The organism is Macrococcus hajekii, from assembly GCF_004359505.1.
Lineage (GTDB): Bacteria > Bacillota > Bacilli > Staphylococcales > Staphylococcaceae > Macrococcus > Macrococcus hajekii.
Genome location: NZ_SCWE01000006.1, coordinates 38,984 through 64,591, shown reverse-complemented (window position 1 = coordinate 64,591; position 25,608 = coordinate 38,984). Strand labels below are relative to the sequence as shown.

General features: G+C 41.1%; 29 protein-coding genes and 1 riboswitch. Of the genes, 27 read left to right on the top strand and 2 right to left on the bottom strand.

Features of this window, described 5'->3' with window-relative positions; all coding sequences use genetic code 11:
* Window positions 1-56 precede the first annotated feature (56 nt).
* From ERX37_RS10670 to ldmS, 4 genes are all read left to right on the top strand, one after another.
* Window positions 57-719 carry a response regulator transcription factor gene (locus tag ERX37_RS10670; RefSeq protein ID WP_133430664.1) on the top strand — a complete coding sequence of 221 codons (663 nt, stop codon included), beginning with the start codon at window positions 57-59 and terminating at the stop codon, window positions 717-719.
* A complete protein-coding gene (locus tag ERX37_RS10665; protein WP_133430663.1) occupies window positions 716-2,371 on the top strand; it encodes a HAMP domain-containing sensor histidine kinase in 1,656 nt (551 codons plus the stop codon). Before ERX37_RS10670 ends, ERX37_RS10665 begins: the two co-directional genes overlap by 4 nt.
* A 51-nt stretch (window positions 2,372-2,422) precedes the next feature.
* Window positions 2,423-2,519: riboswitch (SAM riboswitch) on the top strand.
* A 68-nt stretch (window positions 2,520-2,587) separates the two neighbouring features.
* Window positions 2,588-3,766 (top strand): M20 family metallopeptidase, encoded by a 1,179-nt coding sequence (locus ERX37_RS10660; RefSeq protein WP_133430662.1) that lies wholly within the window; start codon window positions 2,588-2,590, stop codon window positions 3,764-3,766.
* Window positions 3,767-3,769: 3 nt separating this feature from the next.
* Entirely contained in the window at window positions 3,770-4,945 is a 1,176-nt protein-coding gene (ldmS, locus tag ERX37_RS10655; protein WP_133430661.1) for an L-aspartate--L-methionine ligase LdmS, read from the top strand.
* Window positions 4,946-4,972: 27 nt separating this feature from the next.
* On the opposite strand, the gene coaW is transcribed toward ldmS, so the two are convergent.
* Window positions 4,973-5,782, bottom strand: coding sequence for a type II pantothenate kinase (coaW, locus tag ERX37_RS10650; RefSeq protein ID WP_133430660.1), 810 nt, complete (start codon window positions 5,780-5,782; stop codon window positions 4,973-4,975).
* Between the two features lie 143 nt (window positions 5,783-5,925).
* Between coaW and ERX37_RS10645 the strand changes: the two genes are divergently transcribed.
* The 3 genes from ERX37_RS10645 to ERX37_RS10635 all read left to right on the top strand — a co-directional run bounded on the left by ERX37_RS10645 (window position 5,926) and on the right by ERX37_RS10635 (window position 9,093).
* Window positions 5,926-6,732, top strand: coding sequence for a GNAT family N-acetyltransferase (locus ERX37_RS10645; RefSeq protein ID WP_133430659.1), 807 nt, complete (start codon window positions 5,926-5,928; stop codon window positions 6,730-6,732).
* A gap of 90 nt (window positions 6,733-6,822) precedes the next feature.
* Window positions 6,823-7,353: a DNA-directed RNA polymerase subunit delta gene (gene rpoE / locus ERX37_RS10640; RefSeq protein WP_133430658.1), complete on the top strand. Its 531-nt coding sequence runs from the start codon at window positions 6,823-6,825 to the stop codon at window positions 7,351-7,353.
* Between the two features lie 144 nt (window positions 7,354-7,497).
* A complete protein-coding gene (locus ERX37_RS10635; protein WP_133430657.1) occupies window positions 7,498-9,093 on the top strand; it encodes a CTP synthase in 1,596 nt (531 codons plus the stop codon).
* 50 nt (window positions 9,094-9,143) lie between these two features.
* Here the strand turns inward: ERX37_RS10635 and ERX37_RS10630 are convergent, their stop codons facing one another.
* Window positions 9,144-9,641: a DUF2529 family protein gene (locus ERX37_RS10630; protein ID WP_133430656.1), complete on the bottom strand. Its 498-nt coding sequence runs from the start codon at window positions 9,639-9,641 to the stop codon at window positions 9,144-9,146.
* A gap of 74 nt (window positions 9,642-9,715) precedes the next feature.
* Here ERX37_RS10630 and ERX37_RS10625 point away from each other — a divergent pair, with 74 nt between their 5' ends.
* The 20 genes from ERX37_RS10625 to atpE all read left to right on the top strand — a co-directional run bounded on the left by ERX37_RS10625 (window position 9,716) and on the right by atpE (window position 25,592).
* Complete coding sequence (locus ERX37_RS10625) at window positions 9,716-10,066, top strand: response regulator (RefSeq protein ID WP_229713245.1); 351 nt, start codon at window positions 9,716-9,718, stop codon at window positions 10,064-10,066.
* Between the two features lie 86 nt (window positions 10,067-10,152).
* A complete protein-coding gene (gene fdaB / locus ERX37_RS10620) occupies window positions 10,153-11,010 on the top strand; it encodes a class IIb fructose-bisphosphate aldolase FdaB (protein WP_133430655.1) in 858 nt (285 codons plus the stop codon).
* A gap of 179 nt (window positions 11,011-11,189) precedes the next feature.
* Window positions 11,190-12,446, top strand: a complete 1,257-nt coding sequence (locus ERX37_RS10615) for a UDP-N-acetylglucosamine 1-carboxyvinyltransferase (protein WP_133430654.1) — start codon at window positions 11,190-11,192, stop codon at window positions 12,444-12,446.
* A gap of 94 nt (window positions 12,447-12,540) precedes the next feature.
* Window positions 12,541-12,861: a winged helix-turn-helix transcriptional regulator gene (locus tag ERX37_RS10610; RefSeq protein ID WP_133430653.1), complete on the top strand. Its 321-nt coding sequence runs from the start codon at window positions 12,541-12,543 to the stop codon at window positions 12,859-12,861.
* 132 nt (window positions 12,862-12,993) lie between these two features.
* Entirely contained in the window at window positions 12,994-13,971 is a 978-nt protein-coding gene (glpX, locus tag ERX37_RS10605) for a class II fructose-bisphosphatase (protein WP_133430652.1), read from the top strand.
* A gap of 146 nt (window positions 13,972-14,117) precedes the next feature.
* A complete protein-coding gene (gene rho / locus ERX37_RS10600; RefSeq protein WP_133430651.1) occupies window positions 14,118-15,434 on the top strand; it encodes a transcription termination factor Rho in 1,317 nt (438 codons plus the stop codon).
* A 104-nt stretch (window positions 15,435-15,538) separates the two neighbouring features.
* Window positions 15,539-15,796 (top strand): type B 50S ribosomal protein L31, encoded by a 258-nt coding sequence (locus ERX37_RS10595; protein WP_133418455.1) that lies wholly within the window; start codon window positions 15,539-15,541, stop codon window positions 15,794-15,796.
* A 153-nt stretch (window positions 15,797-15,949) separates the two neighbouring features.
* Window positions 15,950-16,537, top strand: a complete 588-nt coding sequence (locus ERX37_RS10590; RefSeq protein WP_133430683.1) for a thymidine kinase — start codon at window positions 15,950-15,952, stop codon at window positions 16,535-16,537.
* Window position 16,538: 1 nt separating this feature from the next.
* Window positions 16,539-17,615, top strand: a complete 1,077-nt coding sequence (gene prfA / locus ERX37_RS10585) for a peptide chain release factor 1 (protein WP_133430650.1) — start codon at window positions 16,539-16,541, stop codon at window positions 17,613-17,615.
* A complete protein-coding gene (gene prmC / locus ERX37_RS10580) occupies window positions 17,605-18,438 on the top strand; it encodes a peptide chain release factor N(5)-glutamine methyltransferase (RefSeq protein ID WP_165982041.1) in 834 nt (277 codons plus the stop codon). Before prfA ends, prmC begins: the two co-directional genes overlap by 11 nt.
* An 87-nt stretch (window positions 18,439-18,525) precedes the next feature.
* Complete coding sequence (locus ERX37_RS10575) at window positions 18,526-19,536, top strand: L-threonylcarbamoyladenylate synthase (protein ID WP_133430648.1); 1,011 nt, start codon at window positions 18,526-18,528, stop codon at window positions 19,534-19,536.
* A gap of 7 nt (window positions 19,537-19,543) precedes the next feature.
* Window positions 19,544-19,969: a low molecular weight protein arginine phosphatase gene (locus ERX37_RS10570; RefSeq protein ID WP_133430647.1), complete on the top strand. Its 426-nt coding sequence runs from the start codon at window positions 19,544-19,546 to the stop codon at window positions 19,967-19,969.
* Window positions 19,970-20,035: 66 nt separating this feature from the next.
* Window positions 20,036-20,488, top strand: a complete 453-nt coding sequence (gene rpiB / locus ERX37_RS10565; RefSeq protein WP_133430646.1) for a ribose 5-phosphate isomerase B — start codon at window positions 20,036-20,038, stop codon at window positions 20,486-20,488.
* Window positions 20,475-20,999: a TIGR01440 family protein gene (locus ERX37_RS10560; RefSeq protein WP_133430645.1), complete on the top strand. Its 525-nt coding sequence runs from the start codon at window positions 20,475-20,477 to the stop codon at window positions 20,997-20,999. Before rpiB ends, ERX37_RS10560 begins: the two co-directional genes overlap by 14 nt.
* 19 nt (window positions 21,000-21,018) lie before the next feature.
* Entirely contained in the window at window positions 21,019-22,254 is a 1,236-nt protein-coding gene (locus tag ERX37_RS10555) for a serine hydroxymethyltransferase (RefSeq protein WP_133430644.1), read from the top strand.
* Window positions 22,255-22,270: 16 nt separating this feature from the next.
* The gene (upp, locus tag ERX37_RS10550; RefSeq protein ID WP_133430643.1) at window positions 22,271-22,900 is read left to right on the top strand and encodes a uracil phosphoribosyltransferase; all 630 of its coding nucleotides are present in this window, start codon (window positions 22,271-22,273) and stop codon (window positions 22,898-22,900) included.
* A gap of 15 nt (window positions 22,901-22,915) precedes the next feature.
* On the top strand, window positions 22,916-24,058 hold the full coding sequence (gene wecB / locus ERX37_RS10545; protein ID WP_133430642.1) for a non-hydrolyzing UDP-N-acetylglucosamine 2-epimerase: 1,143 nt from the start codon (window positions 22,916-22,918) through the stop codon (window positions 24,056-24,058).
* 175 nt (window positions 24,059-24,233) lie between these two features.
* The gene (locus tag ERX37_RS10540; RefSeq protein WP_133430641.1) at window positions 24,234-24,587 is read left to right on the top strand and encodes an ATP synthase subunit I; all 354 of its coding nucleotides are present in this window, start codon (window positions 24,234-24,236) and stop codon (window positions 24,585-24,587) included.
* A 24-nt stretch (window positions 24,588-24,611) separates the two neighbouring features.
* Window positions 24,612-25,334: a F0F1 ATP synthase subunit A gene (gene atpB / locus ERX37_RS10535; protein ID WP_133430640.1), complete on the top strand. Its 723-nt coding sequence runs from the start codon at window positions 24,612-24,614 to the stop codon at window positions 25,332-25,334.
* A gap of 45 nt (window positions 25,335-25,379) precedes the next feature.
* Window positions 25,380-25,592, top strand: coding sequence for a F0F1 ATP synthase subunit C (gene atpE / locus ERX37_RS10530; RefSeq protein ID WP_041636195.1), 213 nt, complete (start codon window positions 25,380-25,382; stop codon window positions 25,590-25,592).
* Window positions 25,593-25,608 lie beyond the last annotated feature (16 nt).

The following is a 25,608-nucleotide window of genomic DNA, read 5'->3' as shown; positions in this document are numbered from 1 at the left end:
GGATAGCTTGATGACATACAGGTTACATGCTATAAAAACTTAGAAGGGGTGTTCTTATGGTAAGCGTGCTGATTGTTGAAGATGAAGTAGAAATCGCCGAAATGATGAAGTTCATTTTAAAAAGAGAAGGTTACGATAAGATTGATATGGCGCATACGTTTCAGGAAGGCTGTGATCTGGCTCAAGGCTACGACACATATATTCTGGACATCAATCTCCCTGATGGAAGCGGCTATGCACTTGCAGAACGAATCCGTAAAAAATCTGATGCCCCGATACTATATGTATCAGCGAATGTAACAGATGAAGATAAACTGACCGGTTTTGCCACAGGAGCGGATGATTACATCACAAAACCGTTCAATCCGCTTCTTCTCGCTGCACGTGTAAAGGCTAATATCGATCGTTATATGCGCTCAAAGCAGGTGCTGGATTTCTTTTTTGATGAACGGACAGCAGAATTAACAGTGAAAGATAAGGTGTATCATCTCTCCGGGAAGCAGTATCTACTCATGCAGTATTTATTTGAAAATCAGAATAAGGTACTGACGAAAGAAGAGATATACGAAGCAGTGTGGGACAATCAGTTTATCGATGAAAATACAGTGATGGTCCATATTCGTAAATTACGTGAAAAAATTGAAGAAGTGCCGAGTCACCCTGTCAGGTTGATGACCGTTAGAAGTGTCGGCTACATTCTGAAAGTAGAGCGCAATTGAAGGCGACAGCTCGTAAATTCACCTGGAAATTCATCGGCTACTTCTCTTTGTTCTATGTGCTGATTAACCTAATGCTGCTGCTGTTACTCGGCTACTCGATGATGAGATCTTATAATGAACTATCAGGAGGGAACCTATCCTCTCAGACTACAGATACAATTCAGACCCTTATTCATATTGAAGATGCGAATCATATCACAATTGATGATGAACTATCTGAAGCCCTTAAAAAACAAGAAGGTATGCTTTTAATACGTGATAATAAAGGAAATGTAATTAAATCATTCAACAATAAAGAGAAGATCCATAATTTAAGCTGGTATTATCTTCCGGGTGTTACAACGTGGACATTAGACAAAAAGTATCAGGCCGTCTTTATAGATAGACAGCCGCTTGTTAAGGCAACAGAACTTTTTGATTTAAGAGAAACAGTTGATCTGCACCGCTATATGGATGAGCATAATCTATCACTTTTCAAGCAGGACATGGAAAGTGATCAATTGATTAAATTATACGGGAGCTTCAAGACCGAAGATGTCGAAAAAAACTGGTTCAGTGATCTGAATTATGATAATTATAATAAATACGTATTACAAGAAACGATGCGGGATGATGAGTATTATCTTTTCGTCTCAGAGAATCAGAATGCCAAGGATAAGCGTATTATATTGGACGAAAACGGTATTTTTATGGATAAAGATGGTGCTGTAGCAGCCATACTTAATTTTCTATTGTGGTACTGTATATTCTCTCTTGCCATTTTCCTGATTATTTTGACGCTTGCCTATTTTGTCAGTCGTAATTTTGCACGTCCACTTATTCATTTTGTTGACTGGCTGAGTATGCTTCGTCAAGGTGTTTATAAAGTGCCGGATAACAAAAGTATCTATCGTCGTGGGCGCATGCGAAGAAAATATCGCATGTATACCTCGGTAGATGAATCAATACGTGAACTGACAGAAAAGCTCGACAGTGATCGAGCTTATCAAAACCGTATAGCAACGCTTAGAGAAGAATGGGTGGCAGGCATTACCCATGACTTTAAAACTCCGCTGAGTTCAATTTATGGCTACAGCAAACTGTTGAATAGTGAACTTGATATCGATCATGAAGAACGTAAACGTTTTGCGGAAATTATTGAGGATAAGGCTCTGTATATTGATTCCTTGCTCAGAGACCTGAATATGACTTATCAGATTAAAAATGATGTTTTTGAATTTAATAAACAGACTGTTAATATAGGGGATTATATTCAGGCATTTATAGATTCCTTTAATCATCCCAATCTCCATACAGCAAATGCCCTTAATCAGACCCTAAAGCTGGATAAGGAAAGAATCAATCGTGTACTCATGAATATTGTGTCGAATGCATTCATTTATAACGATGATATAGAAGTATGGATCAATACATTTGTTGAGGGTGATGATATCGTTATTGAAATCAGTGATAATGGGAGAGGGATTCCACAAGAAGAAGTTCCATACATTTTTGACCGTTACTACAGAGGGACTAATACGACTTCTAAAAATGAAGGCTCAGGCCTTGGACTCGCAGTAGCAAAACAAATAGTGGAAAATCATAACGGTACGATTACGGTGCATAGTTCGATTGCGGGCACTAAGTTCCGAATTAAGTTGCCAAAAGAATAAACATTTGACGAAACAATCAGAAAACTATATAGTTATCATTAAATAATTCCATACTTATCAAGAAGGATTGAGGGAGAGGCCCGATGACATCCAGCAACCTACCGAGAGGCAAGGTGCTAAGTCCTACAGCATAGCTGGAAGATAAGACTGCAAAGACATTCCTTATCTGTGGAATGTCTTTTTTGTTAAGTGTAAGGAAACGAAGGAGCTTATTTGATGAATCAGATTGAAGAGAGAGTTTTAGCATATATTAATCAACATGAACAAGGTATAATTGAGCTTAGCCATGCAATCCACGAACGACCGGAGCTTGGCAATGAAGAGTTTTTTGCATCAGCTGAATTATCTTCACTACTTGAGGATAATGGATTCCATCTGGAACGTGACATTGCCGGACATGCGACTGGTTTTATTGCGACTTATACAAGCAGAAAAGAAGGTCCGACTATCGCCTTTTTAGCTGAATATGATGCACTGCCTGATTTAGGGCATGCATGTGGTCATAACATTATTGGGACAAGCAGTGTACTGTCAGCGCTTAGCCTTAAAACAGTTATTGATGATATTGGTGGAGCTATTAAGGTATTCGGTTCTCCAGCAGAAGAAGGTGGCGTTAATGGCAGTGCAAAAGCAAGTTATGTTAAGGCGGGCTTGTTTGATGATAGTGATGTCGCACTAATGATTCATCCGGGTCATGAAACATATCGAACTGTACCGACACTAGCAGTTGATGTCTTTGAAGTTGAATTTTTCGGTAAAAGTGCACATGCATCTGAAAGTGCATTTAATGGTATTAACGCACTTGATATGATGATCAGCTTCTTCAATGGTGTGGCACAACTTAGACAGCATATTAAACCAAAAGATAAAGTTCATGGAGTCATTCTGGATGGTGGTGCAAGTGCGAACATTATTCCGGACTATACAAAAGCGCGACTTTATACGCGTTCATTGAGTCGTGCTGAACTTGATGAACTAACGGACAGAGTAGAAGAAATCGCCCACGGTGCAGCGCGTATAGCAGGTGGGACAGCTAAACTGTCACGCATACAGAATGGTGTGAATGAGTTCATTCTAAATGATCGGCTTGATGATTTATTTGAGCGGCATGCAAAAAAACATAATGAACCTGTTGAGCATGATGATTTTGGTTTTGGCTCTACGGATACAGGTAACGTCAGCCACGTCATCCCGACTATACATCCCCATCTTAAGATGGGATCTTCAGCCCTTGTAGGTCATACACCTGAATTTAGAGAAGCAGCAGCAAGTCCTGGTGGAGACCATGCATTGCTACAAGGTGCACGAATTATGGCCACAATGGCTATTGAACTCATTACTCAGCCAGCTATTCTGGCAGAGATTAAGCAATTACATACACATTTAGAGGAGTAGCTAATGAATAATTTCTTATCTAAACGCCCGCTGACCATGCATCAGCTTTACGGCGATCATGTTGTATTTACTTCACGTCCGTCATTTGAAAAAAATCCATGGCTGACAACAGAAGAACATCAGGCTAATATGTTAACGGCAAGAGAACTTCTGATTGCTGATATGCCGGTTATTATTCATGAAGCAGCAGTGGGAGAAAAGCCGCGCGAATTAATGCGTGCAGCAGGAGTTGATTTCCCGTCTCATTATCGCACATTTAAAGATGCAGAAAGTTATAATGCAAGATTGAGAGAAGCAGAAAAAAATGGAGAGAAAATCTTCTTTCAGTATGCACATAGCAGCGAATTTGTTGATCCTTCAACTTACTATATTGATAAAGAATTATTTGTTGCACTCAATAACAAGATGAAGCTTTCTGACTGGACGAAAGGTAAATTTTTACCTAAACGTGAAGTGGTAGCAGTAGACGAGCTTGAAGAAACATTGAAGAAGTGGAATTATCCTTATGTCATTAAACCAGGTGACGAGCATCCGACAGCCGGTGGTTATGGCGTGATGATTTGTTACAATGATGAGGACCGCAAGCAGGCACTGAATCGTATCAAAGAAGCAGAAACAGATTCAGATTTCGTTATTGAAGATTATATTAACACTAAACAGAATTACTGTGTCCAGTATGCTTACAGTGAGAATACAGGCTTAAATTATATAGGTGCTTCTATTCAGAATACAAATGAATACGGCAAATATTTCGGTAATATTACGGCACATAATGTCCCACAGACAGTAATAGAAGCTGGCAGAGAGATTATGCAGAATGGTGTCGATGCAGGTTATAAAGGGATAGCAGGATTCGATCTGCTCGTTGATGATAAAGGAGAAGTCTATGCCATTGATCTTAACTTCAGGCAGAATGGTTCTACATCGATGCTGATTATGGATGAGCTGCTGGCAGGGGATTATGAGAAATTTTTCGGTGCTTATGCGAAGGTGAGCAATGATGCTTTTTATGAACGTATTCTCGATGAAGTCAAGGCAGGCCGTTTATTCCCCCTCGCTTACTATGATGGCGACTTTTATGAAGACGAACATGTGCCATCGAGATTTGTAGGAATCTGGCACGGCGAACAGCAGGATGTCGATGCGCATGACAAAGCATTCGCAGAATTTAATCAATAATAAAAGGAGAGGCAGCTGCCTCTCCTTTTATTGTTCCATCAATTTAAGTGTGCCTAGAGCACCGGAATATTCACCATTTTCTATGAAATAGGGCTTAAAGCCGCGCAGTACTGTGTAGTTCATCACTACTTTTTCAAGCAGTTCATTGTCTAAAAATGATGATCCGATATAAACGACGTATTCTGCATTGAATTCCCGTGCAGCATGTATGGAGACAGTTGTCACAGTTTCGCCGACGACACCAATAGCAGCTGCCAGCTTGTCTGCATCTGTATAAGTCACTGTATCTTTTGTATGTAGAACACGACCGAAGTTAGCAGCAGTCAGCTCGCCGGGAATCGGTGTTTTATCTCCTTTGTAGATATGTTTAACTTTCAAGTCAATCTCATCTCTGTCACCTTGAGCGGCAAGGGCTGTCAAACGGCTATAATCGCTTTCACCTGTGAGCAGATAACCTAATCCCTGAATCATGCCGCCGCCTGCTCCAGTACCGCCTGCACGGACTTGCTGTTCGCCGTCCACATAATGGATGGAAGTCCCTGTTCCTACATTAGCAAAAATATAATTTTCAAGAGGATGATCGTGCTGCTGAAGAAATGTTTGAATTCCTTTGAACGTCGCATCGAATTCAATGCTTTGAAAGGCTTCCTGAGGAATAAGGCTCTGTAAGTAAGTTGCTTTGCCACCGGTAAGCGCCACTGAAGCTTCTGGGTATGATTCAAGCATAGCTGCCACTTTTTCAATTTCTGTTGACAGATACTTCATATAGGATCGTTCATTGTTTTCTTCTTTTACTATTTTAATCAATGTACCGCCTGCATCTATACCGAATTTCATCTCATTACCTCTTCATCTTTTTTGGTTATTATATTACAGATAGAATCTCATCTTGTAAAATAAGTTACGTACTTTAAATGCTGAAATAACAGTGAATCGGGGTATAAGTTAATAAATTAAATGAATGCTGGAGGTTTTTCATCATGGAATTTAAAGGCTCACAAATTGATATCGTACAATACAGCTCAGAGTATAGAGAACAGCTCGAAGCATTTGAGCTGGGGGAGCGTCAACTGATCTATTCATCTCTTCCAATTCAAGTACTGGAAGAAGGGTTGATGGATCATAATAGACGTCCGTGCGTAGTGCTCAATAAAAAGAAGCAGGTCGTCGGTTTTTTTGTGCTGCATCAGTATTATCAGCATGAAGGTTATGAGACACCAGTGAATGCAGTCTATGTCAGAAGTCTGTCAATCAATGCTAAATATCAAGGTCATGGTTACGGTACTGAAATTATGATGAATATTCCTGACTTTGTTCAACGTGTTTTCCCTGATTTTGAACATCTTTATCTCGTGGTTGATGCAGAGAATCAAGCAGCCTGGAACGTATATGAACGTGCAGGTTTCTTGCACCTCGCTACTAACCCGGAAGGACCGATCGGTAAGGAAAGACTGTACTACTTAGATTTGTCAGGTCAATATGTTTCTAAACTAAGGTTAATTAAGCAAGAGAATGATGGCATTGTTCTGGATAAGAACGGTGAAAATGCCGGACATATCATGTTGAAAATCGAAGGTCAGGCTGCTGAAATCACTGATTTTAATCCGATTGATGATGAAGTTCGTGAAAGTGCACTTAGACAACTCGCAACATTTGTCAGAAAACATTATCCGGATGTGGATCGTCTTAAAGTAGAGACGAATGAGCCCGGACCTTACTTGAATGTCAACTTCGTTCAAGCTGACCCTGACCATGCTGATCAGCTGATGAAGCTGATCAAGTACTAGACTAAATATTTACTGGCAAATTATTATTATTCTTGTTATGATTTAGGGTGAATAAAAATCGACTGCCTGATGTGAAAGGACGAATTAATAATGAAAATCAGTGAATATACAAAAGAAATGATGAATGAGCACTCTTTTATCGATATGGCTTATCTTTATCTGCTTGAAAAAGGGAAAGACCAAGGCTTATACGATATCATCGATGAGTTTAAAAAAATCGGTGATTACAATGATGACGAGATTGAAACACGTGTCGTTCAGTTCTATACAGATTTAAACACAGATGGTCGTTTCCTCTCTACAGGAGAAAATGTATGGGGTCTTCGTGACTGGTATTCAGTAGATGATATCGAAGAGAAGATTGCACCAACTGTTCAGAAATTTGAAGTACTTGATGAAGATGAAGATGATGCAAACATCACACTTCTCGGTGAAGTGGAAGTCGAAGATGAACTTGATCTTGTTGTAGAAGCAGGATCTGATGAAGAAAATCTTGAAGATCCAGAAGATGAAGATGTTGAAGATGAACTTGATCAGGCGGGTCTTGTAGTCGAAGAGGATGAATTTGACGAAGAAGACGAAGATGAATTTGACGAAGAGGACGAAGAAGAGACGTTATAATTTCTTGATTAGGTGATTGACTTCTTCAGTAAAAATGATTATTATTTTACTTGGGCTCCTTTAACTAGGACAACGTATAAACAATACGCTCCCTTTGCGCTTGCAAAAGGAGCGTTTTTTATTTTTAAATTTCAGGAGGTCAATATGACTAAATTTATATTTGTTACAGGTGGGGTTGTATCATCACTTGGTAAAGGGATTACAGCAGCAAGTTTAGGTCGATTGCTTAAAAACCGTGGATTAAATGTGACGATTCAGAAATTTGATCCTTATTTAAATGTGGATCCAGGTACGATGAGTCCTTATCAGCATGGTGAAGTGTTCGTAACTGATGATGGTGCAGAGACCGATCTTGACTTAGGGCATTATGAACGTTTTATTGATATCAACTTGAATCAATACTCAAACGTCACAGCAGGTAAAGTTTATTCGCACGTACTTAAGAAAGAACGTCGTGGTGATTATTTAGGAGGAACTGTACAGGTCATTCCGCATATTACGAATGAAATTAAATCACGCCTCTTAAAAGCAGGCGAAAGTACGCATGCAGATGTTGTCATCACTGAAATTGGTGGTACAACAGGCGATATCGAGTCTCTTCCATTCCTCGAATCCATCCGCCAGATTAAGAGCGACCTCGGCCGTGAAAATGTCATGTATATTCACTGTACACTATTACCTTACATCAAAGCAGCTGGAGAGATGAAGACGAAGCCTACTCAACATAGCGTGAAAGAACTTCGTGGATTAGGTATCCAGCCTGATATGATCGTTGTGCGAACAGAATATGAAATGACTCAGGACTTACGCGATAAAATTGCATTATTCTGTGATATTGACAAGAATTCTGTTATTGAATGCCGGGATGCAGACACATTGTACCAGATTCCGCTTGCACTGAAAGATCAGAAGATGGATGATATCGTAGTGAAACGTCTTGGATTAGAGGCGGAAGAAGAAGCAGAGCTGACAGAATGGACACAGCTTCTTGAAACAGTTCGCAACCTGGATGGTAAAACGAAGATAGCCTTAGTCGGTAAATACGTTGCCCTTCCAGATGCTTATCTGTCAGTAGTTGAAGCACTTAAGCATGCAGGCTTTCAGTTCGGTAAAGATGTTGAAGTGAAATGGCTTAATTCAGAGCAGCTGAATGTTTCAAACTTCAAAGAAGAACTGAAAGATGTAGACGGCATTCTTGTACCGGGTGGTTTTGGGGAGCGCGGGATTGAAGGTAAAATCTTAGCGACACAATATGCCCGTGAGAACAATATTCCGTTCTTCGGTATTTGTTTAGGTATGCAGCTTGCGACAGTAGAATTTGCGCGTAATGTGGTGGGCTTAAAAGATGCTCACTCATCAGAGCTTGATGCTAATACACCTTATCCTGTTATCTCATTGTTACCTGATCAGAAAGATGTCGTGGATTTAGGTGGCACATTACGTCTTGGCCTCTATCCTTGTCAATTGACTGATGGGACTAAGGCACACGCTGCTTATGGTGAAGCATTGGTGGAAGAACGTCATCGTCACCGCTATGAATTCAATAATGAGTTTCGTGAACGTCTGGAAGAAAAAGGGCTTGTCTTCTCAGGTACATCACCGGATGGCCGTTTAGTAGAAATCATAGAGATTCCTGAGCATAAATGGTTTGTTGCATGTCAGTTCCATCCTGAGTTCCTGTCACGTCCGACACGTCCGCAGCCGTTATTCAGAGACTTCATTGAAGCGACGATTAAATAATCAAAAACGTCTTGTCATTAAATTTTGACAAGACGTTTTTTAATATCAACTTAAAGTTCTTCATCCAGCATTTCTTTAATCAGTGCATAGAGGATGTAATAGATATAGTTCATCGCCATCACATGGGGTGTAATAATACGACTGAAATCTTCAGTGGGTACCAATGCACGCGGTGTGGAAAGGTCAATGAAATTCATGCAGTCGATACGTGGATCTTTGTTGCACACAAGCACATAGTCAATATTATTTTTCTCAAGATCGGCAATATATTCGATAACAGACTCATCGTAATAAGGTGCCATAAGGATTACGCGGTCTGTTTGATCAATCACTGTTTCAGTGATCAGTCGTTCTGTATCAGGAAGTTTTTCATCCCCGGAAGTCAAAAACTCTTCAAGATACCTTAGATCTCCGAAGCCCTTGATATACACTTTACCTTGCCCGATAATGGCTTGAGCAAGGAGACGAGCAGCAATATCGATTTCACTTTCCTGAGCATCGATTTTCTGGAAGATTCCATTCAGCTGAGTATTAAAAATCTTAATCATAATAATCCTTCCTTTTTCTGATGTATGATAGATACATATAGTACAATCTTATTATAAAAGGGAGGTCGATGACAATGATGCGAATTCTTGTAATTGACGATGAGACAAATATCAGACTGCTGCTGGCAGAAATATTTTCATTAAATGGTTATCAGGTTGAAGAAGCAGAAAATGGGCTTATCGCGCTGAAGATGGTGAGAGATACAGCATATGACCTGATTATGATGGATAAGCGAATGCCCGTTATGAATGGTGAAGAGACACTTATTGAGATAAGGAAATACACGGATACACCTATCTACGTTATTTCCGCCTTTCAATCAGCTGAAGAAGTGGAAAGATTATATAGCCTGGGTGCTTCAGGCGTTCTCACTAAACCCTTCACGATGAAAGAGGTTCTTGCTATTGCTGAAAGATATCAATAAGGCGGCGTAATATTATGCAAAAGGTTTTAGACTTTGTTATACTAAAGCCATAATCATTGTGCTAAGCACATAAGGAGGATTTTTCTATGCCATTAGTTTCTATGAAAGAAATGTTGATTCAGGCTAAAGAAGGTGGTTATGCTGTTGGTCAGTATAACTTAAACAATCTTGAGTTCACTCAAGCAATTTTAGGTGCATCTCAAGAAGAGAATGCCCCGGTTATTTTAGGTGTATCTGAAGGTGCAGCTAAATATATGGGTGGTTTCTATACAGTCGTGAAAATGGTTGAAGGTTTAATGAAAGACATGAACATCACGGTTCCTGTTGCGATTCATTTAGACCATGGTTCAAGCTTCGAAAAATGTAAAGAAGCAATTGATGCAGGCTTTACTTCTGTTATGATTGATGCATCACACCATCCTTTCGAAGAAAATATCGAAACAACTAAAAAAGTAGTAGAGTATGCACATGCTAAAGGTGTTTCAGTTGAAGCTGAACTTGGCCTTGTCGGTGGACAGGAAGATGATGTCGTTTCTGACGGTGTCGTTTATGCTGATGCAAAAGAATGTCAGGAACTTGTTGAAAAAACAGGAATCGATTGCCTGGCTCCAGCTTTAGGTTCAGTTCATGGTCCTTACAAAGGTCTGCCGAACTTAGGCTTCAAAGAGATGGAAGAAATCGGTCAAGCGACTGGTGTACCATTAGTTCTTCACGGTGGTACAGGTATTCCTACTGATGATATTAAACGTGCTGTGTCATTAGGTACAGCTAAAATCAATGTAAACACTGAGAATCAGATTGCATCTGCGAAAGCAGTACGTGAAACTTTAAATAATGATGCAGATGTTTACGACCCACGAAAATATCTTGGACCAGCTCGTGAAGCAATTAAAACGACTGTACAAGGTAAAATCCGTGAATTCGGTACATCAAATAAAGCTTAATTTTTCATGAATACTTGAGCACACTTCATTTCTGAGGTGTGCTTTTCTTGACTTTACAAGTGATTTTAGATTATATTTAAAATCGCAATTCCTATAAATTAATCAATAATAACTTAAAATTTCTCGGGAAATTGATATGAAAATATAGAAATGTTGAATACGCGAAAAGGAGTACTAATATGTCAGAAGAAGTGATCAAGATAAGAGGTGGCAAGCTGTTAAATGGTAAAGTCCAGATCAGTGGCGCGAAAAATAGTGCGGTTGCACTTATTCCAGCTACGTTAATGGCAAATGATGTTGTGAAACTGGATGGACTTCCGGATATTTCTGACGTCGTTACATTAATGAGTCTGCTCGGAGACTTAAATATTACAACAGAACTTGCAGGAGATACACTGACTGTAGATTCTTCTCAGGCAGTCAATCTGCCGCTACCAAACCACAAAGTACAATCTCTCAGAGCATCTTATTATATGATGGGCGCTATGCTTGCCCGATTTAAAAAATGTACAATCGGCTTGCCGGGGGGCTGCCCGCTCGGACCACGCCCTATCGATCAGCATATCAAAGGATTCGAGGCATTAGGCGCAACAGTAACGAGTGATGAAGGCGGTATGCATCTTCATGCCGGACATCTTCGTGGTGCTAAAATCTTTATGGATGTTGTATCAGTAGGCGCGACAATTAATATCATGCTTGCCGCTTCAATGGCTGAAGGTAAAACAGTCATTGAAAATGCTGCTAAAGAGCCGGAGATTGTAGATGTGGCGACACTTCTTAATAATATGGGTGCCAAGATCAGAGGTGCAGGGACAGATACGCTTAAAATTGAAGGCGTAGAGAAACTGCACGGTACGACGCACACAATTATACCTGACCGTATTGAAGCAGGTACTTACATGTGTGCTGCAGCTACTATGGGTGAAGAAGTAGTGATTGAAAATATCATTCCTCTTCATATGGAGCCATTGACTGCTAAACTGAAAGAGATGGGTGTCGATATTGAAGTAGGTGAAGATAAGGCGGTTATTAGAAAATCAGGTCCTTTAAAACCACTTAATATCACGACTAATGTCTACCCTGGTTTTGCGACTGACTTACAGCAGCCTTTTACGCCTTTACTTTTTATGGCGGATGGCGCTAGTACGGTGACCGATACCATTTACCCGGCACGCTTTAATCACGTAGCGGAGCTGAAACGCATGTCTGCAGATATTGGTGAAGAGTCGGGAACGGCTTATATCAAGCCTTCAAAATTAATGGGAGCAGAAGTAGCAGCAAGTGATTTACGTGCAGGTGCATGTCTTGTGATTGCAGGGCTGGTAGCTGAAGGCGTAACAACAGTTTATAATGTTCGTCATATCGACCGTGGTTACAGCGGGATTGTAGAGAAATTAAAAGCGCTCGGTGCAGATATCTGGCGAGAGCAAATATAAGATAAAGGCACCTCATGACGGGGTGTCTTTATATATTTTATATATTTGATATATTTTTTATACTAATGTATAATGAAATAAAGAGGTGAGGAATATGGAAATCTGTCCTTATTTAGAAGAGACATTTAAAATCCTCGGTAGAAGCTGGAATGGGTTATTGATTAATTATCTCTCAAGATGTGACAATCACAGTGCACATTTTTCTGATATAAAAAAAGATTTGAAATCTATAACACCACGTGCGTTAAGCTTAAAGCTCAGCGAACTTGCTGACTGGGGTCTGATTGAGAAAAAGGTGACTGCGACAACGCCGCTATCGATTGAATATGTGCTGACACCTAAAGGCTATGCCTTAAGTCAGGCAATGAGTCCGATAGAGAAGTGGGCGCAGGAAAATCTTGAGTTAAAACGCTGATATTCTGTTTAGCAGAATATCGGTGTTTTTTAACGTTGTTCTCCATATTTTTAGAATGATACGGTATAACGCTAAGTTAAATGTGTTATACTATTTACGAATATTAACCTGATGGATAAAGGAGAATGGATAATGGAACGTAGTTTATCGATGGAATTAGTTCGTGTAACAGAAGCGGCAGCTCTTCAGAGTGCGCGCTGGGTAGGTAAGGGTCTGAAGAATGAGGCTGATGATGCAGCAACTACTGCAATGCGTGCGGTTTTTGATACTATTCCGATGGATGGTGTAGTAGTGATTGGTGAAGGTGAGATGGACGAGGCACCTATGCTTTATATCGGAGAAGAGCTTGGTACTAAAGAAGGTCCGGCTATCGATATCGCAGTCGACCCACTGGAAGGTACGACTCTTGTCGCTGAGGGTAGCTGGAACGCGATGACTGTTCTTGCAGTTGGAGATCGTGGTACGTTACTGCATGCACCTGATATGTACATGGAAAAAATTGCAGTTGGTCCTGAATGTAAAGGCGTTGTTGATATCACTAAGAGTGTTAGTGAGAATCTTCATGCTGTAGCTAAAGCTAAAAAGAAGGACATCACTGAAGTGACTGCTACATTACTCAATCGTGAACGTCATCAGAAAATTATCAAGGAAATTCGTGAAACAGGTGCTCGCATCAAGTTGATAGAGCATGGTGATGTAGCAGGTGCTATCAATACAGCATTTGATTTCACTGGTGTTGACATTCTTTTCGGTTCTGGCGGGGCCCCTGAGGGTGTAATCGCAGCCGTAGGTATTAAAGCGCTCGGCGGCGATTTCCAAGGTATTCTTTTACCTGAAGATGCTGAACAGGAAGAACGCTGTCGCAAAATGGGAATTGAACCGAACACAGTCCTGCAGCTGGATGATATGGTTAAAGGTGACGATGCAATCTTTGCTGCGAGTGCTGTAACTGATGGTGAACTGATGAAAGGTGTTCAGTTCAAAGGTGGATTTGCAACGACGCATTCACTGGTTATGAGAGCTAAAACAGGAACAGTCCGTTTTGTACAAGGACGTCATAGTCTTGAGAAGAAACCTGGATTTACGATTGACGGGTCAGATACAATTTAATAATGAGTCAGCATGCTGATGCATGCTGATTTTTCTTTTGACAATATATGAAGTATGATAGACTATGTAAGTTCATCGCAACACTTCCTCTTTTTCCTTTTTCTTATCATCATTGAAATCAATAATAATTTTATAGAAGGTGTACTATGACTGAAAAACAGCGAACAAGTCCGCAGTATGAGTCTTTTGATGCGCTATACAAAAACAGCACGACTAAAGAGCTGACGACACGCGCAAAAGAACTAGGTCTTGTTAATTACAGTAAGTTAAATAAAAAAGAGCTCGTCCTCGCTATTATGGAAAAACAGATGGAGCAGGATGGCAACTACTATATGGAGGGTGTACTGGATGATATCCAGGCAGATGGCTATGGATTTTTAAGAACAGTCAATTACTCTAAAGGTGAGAAGGACATTTATATTTCTGCCAGCCAGATTCGTCGCTTTGAAATCAAAAGAGGCGATAAAGTGACAGGCAAAGTCCGCCGCCCGAAAGAAAATGAGAAGTATTATGGATTGCTTCAAGTCGATTTCGTTAACGATCAAAACGCGGAAGAAGTGAAAAAGCGTCCTCACTTCCAGGCGCTCACACCGCTTTACCCGGACCGACGCATCAAGCTTGAGACGACTAAAACAGCGTATTCAACTAGGATTATGGATCTTGTCACACCAATTGGCTTCGGTCAGCGAGGCATGATTGTAGCGCCACCGAAAGCAGGTAAGACCTCACTGCTGAAAGAAATCGCCAATGCAATCTGCACCAATCATCCTGAAGCTAAACTTTTCATTCTACTGGTCGGTGAACGGCCTGAAGAAGTAACAGATCTTGAACGATCAGTTGAGCAGGCGGAGGTAGTTCACTCTACATTTGATGAACCACCTGAGCATCATGTCAAGGTAGCAGAGTTATTACTCGAACGTGCAAAACGTCTCGTTGAACTGGGGGAAGATGTCATCATTCTGATGGATTCCATCACGCGTTTAGCACGTGCGTATAACCTTGTTATTCCACCAAGTGGCCGTACATTATCAGGGGGACTTGATCCTGCCAGTCTGCATAAACCGAAAGCGTTCTTCGGAGCAGCGCGTAATATAGAGGCGGGTGGCAGTCTGACTATTCTATCGACTGCGCTTGTTGAGACAGGTTCCCGCATGGACGATATGATATATGAAGAATTCAAAGGAACCGGTAATATGGAGCTGACATTAGACCGGAAACTTGCTGAGAAGCGGGTCTATCCCGCTATTGATATTAGACGTAGTTCTACACGTAAAGAAGAGCTGCTGCTCGACAAAAAAGAACTGGATATGGTCTGGCAGCTACGCAATCTTTTCACTGAGTCCCCTGACTTCACAGAGCGTTTCTTGAGACGACTTAAACAGAGTGACAGCAATGAAGATTTCTTCGAACAACTCGGTGCACGAATAGCCGATAGTGCTAAGAGTGGTAAGCCGATTATTTAAGGGTTGCATTATCAGTTAAATCCCTTTATAATATGTAAGTATTGACGTGTAAAACACGAATAACTCTGTGCCAGATGGTTCAGGGCAAAGGAGCTGAAAATATAATGAAACAAGGCATTCATCCAGAGTACCGCAAAGTGATTTTCTTGGACTCAACTACTGACTTCAAATTCTTAAGCGGTTCTACTCGTTCTTCAAATGAAACAATGACATGGGAAGACGGTAACGAATATCCAGTTATCCGTTTAGATATCTCTTCTGATTCTCACCCATTCTACACAGGCCGTCAAAAATTCGCATCTGCGGATGGGCGTGTTGAGCGTTTCAACAAAAAATTCGGTTTTAAATCAAGCAACGAATAATGGCAGTAAGAAGTTCCACATTCATCTGATGAATGCTGGGACTTTTTTTGTATGTTCTTAATACGGACTTGTCAGTGAGCTGTTCGGGCATTCTTCACTTTATATTTTTATGATATAATGAAGCGATTATGTGTTAAAAAGGTGGCAGGTTATATGTACGAAAGTTATCATGCCGGCTGGATAGAGTGTATTGCAGGTAGTATGTTCAGCGGTAAAAGTGAAGAACTCATCAGAAGAATCAGAAGAGGATTATATGCAAAGCAGAAAGTGGTTGTGTTCAAGCCGCAGATTGATAATCGATACAGCAATAATGAGGTAGTCTCTCATACCGGCTCTAAAGTAGAAGCGTTTAATGTCAAGGATTCATCGGAAATTATGGAACATGTAGATGATGACGTAAATATTGTAGCGATTGATGAAGTGCAATTCTTCGATAGAGGAGTGGTTCAAGTCGCAACAGAACTTGCTAACCGTGGTTACCGGGTGATAGTCGCAGGGCTCGATATGGATTTCAAAGGTGTCCCATTCGATCCTGTGCCTGAACTGATGGCAATCAGTGAGCATGTCACAAAATTACAGGCTGTCTGTGCAGTATGCGGTGCACCGTCGTCTCGAACACAGCGACTGATCGACGGACAACCTGCACGCATAGATGATCCGCTCATATTAATCGGAGCCAATGAAAGTTATGAACCCAGATGTCGTGAACACCATATCGTCAGAAAGAATGAGGAGGAATAATATGTTTGATCAATTAGAAATAGTAGAAGATCGTTATGAACAGTTAAACGAGCTGTTAAGTGATCCGGATGTCGTGTCGGATCCGAATAAATTACGTCAGTACTCGAAAGAGCAGTCTGACTTAGCAAAAACAGTAGAGGTATTCAGAAATTATAAGATAGTGAAACAGCAGCTGGAAGAAGCGCTTGAAATGATAGGCGAAGCTGAGGATGCTGAAGAAGAAGCGATGATCAAAGAGGAAATTGCAGAATTAAAGCCACAAGTACCGGCACTTGAAGAAGAACTGAAGTTCCTTCTGATTCCAAAGGATCCTAATGATGATAAAAACGTTGTCATGGAGATTCGAGGAGCTGCGGGAGGAGATGAAGCTGCAATTTTTGCAGGTGACTTATTCCGTATGTATTCTAAGTTTGCAGAAGAACAAGGATGGAAAATCGATATTATGGAAGCGAGTGAAGCAGATCATGGGGGTTACAAGGAGATTATCTTTATGATCAACGGTAACGGTGCATTCAGTAAGCTGAAGTTTGAGAATGGTGCTCACCGCGTTCAACGTATTCCATCAACAGAAAGTGGCGGCCGTATTCACACATCTACTGCGACAGTAGCGGTATTACCTGAAGTAGAAGATGTAGAGATTGATATTAAACAGGAAGATTTAAGAATTGAGACATATCGTTCAAGTGGTTCAGGCGGACAGCACGTTAATACAACAGATTCTGCTGTGCGTATCACCCACATTCCGACAGGGATTGTAGCCACTTCTTCAGAAAAATCACAGATTCAAAACAGAGAAAAAGCACTTAAACTGCTGAAAACACGTGTCTATGATATGACATTGCAGGAAGAGCAGGCTAAATATGCAGAACAGCGTAAATCAGCAGTAGGATCAGGTGACCGTTCTGAACGAATCCGTACTTACAACTATCCACAGAATCGTGTGACCGATCATCGTATCGGCCTGACCATTCAGAAACTGGATCAGATTGTCGAAGGTAAAGTGTTAGAAATCATCGAAGCGCTGACAGTAGCGGAGCAGACTTCTAAACTTGAAGAGTTGAATGAAGGTGTATTATAAGCCGAGTGAACTTCTTCGTCCGGCACGTCAGAAGCTGCGTGATCATAGTGTACCTATAAATGGTGCGGAGTGGCTGCTGATGGATTTATTCAATCTGTCTAAGCTTGATATTGTAATGGATCGCTCTGAAATCACGCAGGAAATGCGTGGCTTATATGAAGCGGGAGTGGAACAGCTGGCAGCAGGTGTTCCTCTTGCTCATATTACAGGATTTCAGCTTTTTTATGGTCGTCCATTTCAAGTGACAGATGATGTGCTTGTGCCGAGACCAGAGACGGAAGAACTAGTGGAAAGAGCACTGGCTCATCTGGGCGGTACGGTGGCAGATATCGGAACAGGAAGCGGTTGTATTGCTATCACATTGGCACTTGAAGCGAATGCAGATGTGCTGGCCGTTGATATCAGTGAACAGGCACTTACTGTCGCAGCGCACAATGCTGAAAAATTAGGAGCTGAAGTGAAGTTTCTACAGGGAGATTTACTGGAGCCTATTATTGAATGTCATATCAAACTTGATATGCTGATCTCTAACCCACCTTATATAGCAGAACACGAGAAGACAATAATGTCTGACAGTGTGCTGAACTATGACCCCCATCTTGCCCTTTTCGCTGACGATAACGGACTAGCGCTCTATAAACGAATGATTGATGATTTACCACTTGTCATGAAAGACAATAGCATCGTCCTTTTTGAAATCGGACATGCTCAAGGTAAAGCGCTCGAAAAATATATTACTGCGCTGTATCCTCAAATCGATGTAAAAATAGAAAAAGATATAAATCAGTTTGACCGCATTATCTGGTTCAACTGGTGTCAATAAGTTATGCACAAAATAAAAAAGTTATCCACAATTTGTGTATAACTTTTTATTTTATAACAAATAGCTTGTAATGGAGGGGATTATTGAATGAAAACATACGTTTGGGATGTGCGTAACTATGTGAATGACTTATCCACATATCCACAGATTACTGAAATAATACAAGGTTTTAAACAAGATGAATTAATTTCTATCCCAACTGAAACTGTTTATGGCTTAGCTGCAAATGCCAAAAGTGAAGCAGCAGTGTCTAAAATTTATACGGCGAAGGGAAGACCGAGTGACAATCCACTTATCGTTCATATTTATGATCAGCAGCAGCTGGATTTTGTTCAGGATATTCATCCTTCAGCTCAGCAATTGATGGATTATTTCTGGCCGGGACCTATATCATTTATTCTGCCATTGAAAAGGGACAGCCTGGCGCCTAAAGTGACTGCGGGGAAAGAAACGGTGGCGGTTAGAATGCCGAATGATCAAGTGGCACGACAGCTTCTTGAACTATGTGGGCTCCCACTTGCAGCGCCTAGTGCCAATTTAAGTGGGCGCCCGTCACCGACTAATTATCATCATGTTTATGAAGATCTGGAAGGACGTATTTATGGCATTGTACGCGGTGATGACAGTGAAATTGGTCTTGAAAGTACAGTTCTGGATTGCTCACAGTATCCATTTAAAATTGCCCGCCCGGGTGCCGTGACTGAGACCATGCTGAACGATATTGTTCCAGGTTGTACGACAGCCGCGGATTATACTGATGAAGGGGCACCTATTGCCCCCGGTATGAAGTATCGTCATTATGCGCCTAAGAGTCCAGTCGAATTGATAGAAGGTGGGATCACACAGCCTTATGAAGTCGCAGAGAATATTGCAGTAGTTGGACCGAAATCAATTGAATCTCTCATCATGGGTGGGACATTCTATCCGCTCTGTGAAGATGAGCATGATTTTAAAGGTGCGGCAGCACATCTGTATGAAGTTTTGAGAAGTATCGATCATAATGACGCTATCTCTCAGATTGTCATCAGCGGATTTAAACGACAGGAACAAACTGACGCATTGATGAACCGAATTGACAAGGCATCTGCCGGAAAGTAGGGAATGAATGAATATTATTTTTGTCTGTACGGGTAACACTTGCCGTAGTCCGTTAGCGGAAAGTCTGGCTAAAGCACGAATTGAGAATCATTCATTTGAATCAAGAGGTATCTCTGCATTTGAAGGTGCACCTATTTCGGTGCACTCTGCTCAGCTGCTTCAGCAGCATCATTTACCACCAGCGGGTCATGCTCGTCTATTTACTGAACAGGATGCGCAAGCAGATCTTATTTTAACCATGTCTGAGAGTCATAAATATTTTATTCAACGGCATTTCCAAGCAGCAAACGTTTATACATTAGCTGAATATGCATCGCATAGTGCGCGAAGTATTGCTGATCCATATGGCGGCTCATTGGCTGATTATGAACAGACTTTTACAGAAATAAGGAATCATATTGACAATTTAGCTGAAAAGCTCAATGATTTCTAGTAAATGCTCGAGGAAAAAATGTAAATGAGCTATAATGAACCTATTCGGGAAAGGGAGGTCAGAGAAATGAAGATTGCTATTGCAAGCGATCACGGTGGCTATCAATATAAAGAAGCCATTAAAAAGCGACTTGATGAACTCGATATTGAATACAAGGACTTTGGCACCCATTCATCCGACTCGGTTGACTACCCTGATTATGCCCGACCTGTAAGTGAAGGGGTTACTTCAGGAGCATTTGATAAGGGGATTTTAGTTTGTGGAACAGGCATTGGTATGTCGATTGCAGCGAACAAAGTAAAAGGGATACGTTGTGCGCTTGTCCACGATGTGTTCACTGCACAGGTGACGCGTCGTCATAATGATTCTAATGTACTGGCGCTTGGACAACGCGTCATTGGTGAAGGGCTCGCTCTTCTGATTGTTGAGACCTGGTTGAGTAACGAATATGAAGGGGGCCGTCATCAGCAGCGCATTGACAAAATTACGGCACTGGAGACGGTCAATGACAGATATTAAACAACTACTTGATGAACTAATGGCCATTCAATTTTTTAAAAAAGATGAAGTCTGTATCATTGGATGTTCAACGTCAGAAGTCATTGGTGAGCGTATTGGGACAAATAGTTCCGACGAAGTTGCAGCGATGTTTTTTCAGGCATTTAAAGAAATTTCCGATGCAACAGGGGTTCATTTCGTCTTTCAGGGCTGTGAACATATTAACCGGGCTATCACGCTCGAAAAATCGCTTGCAGATCGACTCAGGGTACCTGCAGTGTCAGTAGTACCAGTCAGAAAGGCAGGCGGTAGTATGAGCGCTTATGCCTACCAGCATATGACTGCACCCGTAGTTGTAGAACACATCCATGCTGATTGTGGTATCGATATTGGTCAGACATTAATAGGTATGCACATTAAACATGTACAGATACCGGTACGTGTCACTACAGAACGTGTAGGACAGGCAGTTGTGACAATTGCGACGCATCGTCCGAAGTTAATTGGAGGACCGCGTGCGCAATATGAATAATTTTTAAGGGGGAAGGATTATGTCAATACTTAAACAGCAAGACGCAATGTTATTCGAGGCCATTGAAAAAGAAAGAGCAAGACAGAATGATAACATCGAACTGATTGCTTCAGAGAATTTTGTTTCAGAAGCAGTAATGGAAGCGCAAGGTTCAGTGCTGACTAATAAATATGCAGAAGGTTATCCGGGTAAGCGTTATTACGGTGGCTGTGAGTATGTGGATGTTGTTGAAAATTTAGCAAGAGATCGTGCTAAGGAACTCTTTGGAGCGGAACATGCCAATGTTCAACCTCACTCAGGTTCACAGGCCAATATGGCGGTTTATCGTGTTGCACTGGAAGTAGGGGATACAGTGCTCGGTATGGACTTGTCACATGGAGGTCATCTGACACATGGTTCAAAGGTTAACTTCAGCGGTATTGATTATCACTTTGTCGCTTATGAAGTGGATAAAGAGACGGAGCGGATTGATTATGATGAGGTTCGTCGCCTGGCACACGAACACAAACCGAAATTAATTGTAGCAGGTGCATCTTCTTATTCTCGTCAGATTGACTTTTCTCAGTTTAAGACAATCGCTGATGAAATCGGTGCGAAACTGATGGTGGATATGGCGCATATTGCAGGCTTAGTCGCTGTCGGTCTGCATCCTAATCCTGTGCCTTATGCAGATTTTGTGACAACAACAACGCACAAAACATTGCGTGGACCACGTGGCGGTATGATTCTATGTAAAGAGGAATATGCCAAAGCAATCGATAAAGCTATCTTCCCAGGTATTCAGGGCGGTCCTTTAATGCATGTTATCGCAGCTAAAGCAGCTGCATTCGGCGAAGCTCTCAAGCCTGAATTCAGGCAATATCAGGAGCAAGTTCTGAAAAATGCTGTGGCTTTAAGTGAAGCTTTAAAAGAAAAAGGTCTGCGTATCGTATCAGATGGGACAGATAACCATGTATTTGCAGTGGATGTGACGACATTTGGACTCACCGGTAAAGTGGCAGAACATGCTCTGGATGCGGTTGGCATCACCACTAATAAAAATACGATTCCATTTGATGAAAACAGTCCTTTTGTAACCAGTGGTATCCGAATCGGTACACCAGCTGTTACGACTCGAGGATTTAAAGAAGAAGAAATGAAAGAGATAGCTGCTATTATCGCAGACGTCCTGCATCAGCATGAAGATGAAGCTGTCCTGAAACAAGCGAAAGAACGCGTACAGAAACTGGTCGCAAAATTTCCTTTATATCAATAAGAAATGAGGTGCACTAATGGGCAAAGTACATGTATTCGATCACCCATTAATCCAGCATAAATTAAGTTATATCCGTGAAGAAAAAACAGGCACAAAGGAATTTCGAGAGTTAGTGGATGAAGTAGGTATGTTGATGGCCTATGAAGTCACGCGGGATCTTGAATTACAGGATGTCGAAATTGATACACCGGTTACAAAAATGACAGCTAAACGTCTAGCAGGTAAAAAGATGGCAGTAGTGCCGATTTTACGTGCAGGCTTAGGTATGACAGATGGTGTACTTAAATTGATTCCAGCAGCACGTGTAGGTCACATCGGTCTTTACCGTGATCCAGAAACATTGCAGCCTGTTGAATATTTTGCTAAATTGCCGCAGGATATTGAAGAACGTGATTTTATCGTCGTTGATCCTATGCTTGCTACAGGTGGTTCAGCAATTGAAGCGATTAACTCACTTAAAAAACGTGGTGCTACAAAAATTCGATTTATGTGTCTGATTGCAGCACCGGAAGGCGTTGAACTTCTGAAAGAAGCACATCCTGATGTAGATATCTATATCGCTGCATTAGATGAAAAGCTGAATGACCATGGTTATATTGTGCCAGGTCTAGGCGATGCTGGAGACCGTTTATTCGGTACAAAATAGGGAGAGGATATTAAAATGAAGAAAATTATGACTGTATTTGGCACGAGGCCTGAAGCGATTAAGATGGCACCTCTTGTCCTGCAACTGAAAAAAGAAGAAGGACTGGAGCCAATCGTCGTTGTGACGGCACAACATAGAGAAATGCTTGATCAAGTGCTTGAGATATTCGGTATCACGCCTGACTATGATTTAAATATTATGAAAGCAGGCCAGACATTAACTGAAGTGACAGGGCGTGTGCTCGTTGGTTTAGAAGATGTCATCAAGGAAGCCGAACCTGATATGATCCTTGTTCATGGTGATACGACGACAACTTTCGCCGGAGGACTCGCTGCTTTTTATAATGAAGTTGCAATTGGTCATGTCGAAGCAGGACTTCGTACCTTTAATAAATATTCACCATTCCCAGAAGAAATGAACAGGCAGATGACAGGTGTATTAGCTGATTTACATTTTGCGCCAACAGATGAAGCGGCCGAAAATTTAAGACGTGAAAACAAGCCTGAAGATAGAATTGTTGTCACAGGTAATACAGCAATTGATGCCCTTTCAACTACTGTCCAGGATGATTATCATAGTGACATCATTGATGAGTATGCAGATAAAAAGATTATTCTGCTGACAGCGCACCGACGCGAAAATATTGGTGAGCCGATGCATCATATCTTCAAAGCAGTACGTCGAATCATCGATGAGCATGAGGATGTAACAGTTGTTTATCCGATGCATAAGAATCCTAAAGTACGTGAAATTGCTGGTCTGTATTTAGCGGATCATGATCGCATTAAACTCATTGAACCACTTGATGTGATTGATTTCCATAACTTTGCGGCGAGAAGTCATTTTATTCTGACAGATTCGGGCGGAGTCCAGGAAGAAGCACCTTCACTTGGTAAGCCTGTTATCGTCTTAAGAGATACGACAGAGCGTCCGGAAGGTGTGAAAGCTGGGACATTAAAACTCGCAGGTACTGAAGAAGAAGATATTTATCAACTGACTAAAGAACTGCTGACAGATGAGACAATCTATAATTCAATGTCACAGGCGAGCAACCCTTATGGTGATGGTCAGACTTCTGCACGTATTTGTGCGCATATTAAATATTATTTCGGCTTGACAGAAGAAAAACCGGCGGCGTTTGAGGTTACAGATAAATAAAATATGAGGTAAAAAGAAATACTGCTAGAATATGATTAAATGTGTCTAAAATGTGTCCAAATTGTTAAGTTTTATTTTTGGACTTTTTGACAGGTCATTGACACAAAATTAGGGCTATATTATCATAAACCTTGGAATGAAACGGTTTTCATTGCGTTAGAAGGAGACATATTTTATGTCAAGTTTCAAAGCCTTTTTTAAGCACTATCTACAGTATTTTCTTTATTTAATCCTCATACTTCTTGTGATTTATCTCTTTACAGGAAGTAGCTTTGCATTAGGGCTGATCATCGGTACAATTGCCTCAGCAGTCAACACATTTGTATGGCATCATTATCTTGATCGAGCAATCAACAGTGATGCGCTGTACATTTCTACAGGTATGGGCATTCGCTTCTTAGTTGCAGCGATGGCGTGTCTGTTCTGGGTGAGATTTCCAGAGATGATTAACATCTATGGCATTGCGCTCGGCCTCACTTTATCGTATGTCATGATTGTCATACATACATTCAACAGCTTGAAAAAATAATAACTAATAGGAAGAGGTGAAGAAATGGAACACGGATCACCACTCTATGTCTGGAACTTTATGGGGCATGATATCATCTTTAATATCAGTTCTATCATGATGCTGGTTATTACTGCGGCTATCGTGCTTCTGATTGCGATTCTTTGTACTCGCAATTTAAGTCATAGACCATCGGGTGCCCAGAACTTTATCGAATGGATTTTTGATTTTACCCGCGGTATTATCAACAGCAACATGGACTGGGGTAGAGGCGCTCGCTTTCACTTTTTAGCAGTCACTTTATTACTTTTCATTTTTGTTGCAAATATGCTCGGTCTTCCGTTTTCAATTGTATCCGGACATACTTTATGGTGGAAATCACCAACTGCGGATGCAACGGTAACACTGACGCTTTCGACACTGATGGTATTATTAACACATTATTATGGTATTAAAATGCGGGGTGCAGGTAACTACTTCAAGAGTTTTGCTCAGCCTGTATGGTTTATGGTGCCGTTCAAAATTATCGAAGAGTTTTCATCAACACTGACGCTCGGTCTTCGTCTGTACGGTAACATTTTCGCAGGGGAAGTATTACTTGGTCTACTTGCAGGTATCGGCGGTGCTGGAATGCTCGGCTGGTTCGGTGCAGCAATACCACTTATCATCTGGCAAGGTTTCTCTATTTTCGTAGGTTCAATTCAGGCTTACATCTTCGTTATGTTATCAATGGTTTACATGTCACATAAAGTGTCTGAAGACCATTAATATAAAATAAAAAAACAATTATATTTCTTTAGGAGGAAATTATTAATGAATTTATTAGCAGCAGCAATCGCAATTGGTTTAGCAGCACTTGGCGCAGGTATCGGTAACGGTCTTATTGTTTCTCGTACAGTTGAAGGGGTTGCTCGTCAACCTGAAGCACGTGGTCCATTAATGACAATCATGTTCATCGGTGTAGGTTTAGTTGAGGCCCTTCCTATCATCGCAGTAGTAGTAGCATTCATGGTAATGAACCGTTAATTATAACTAATAACTC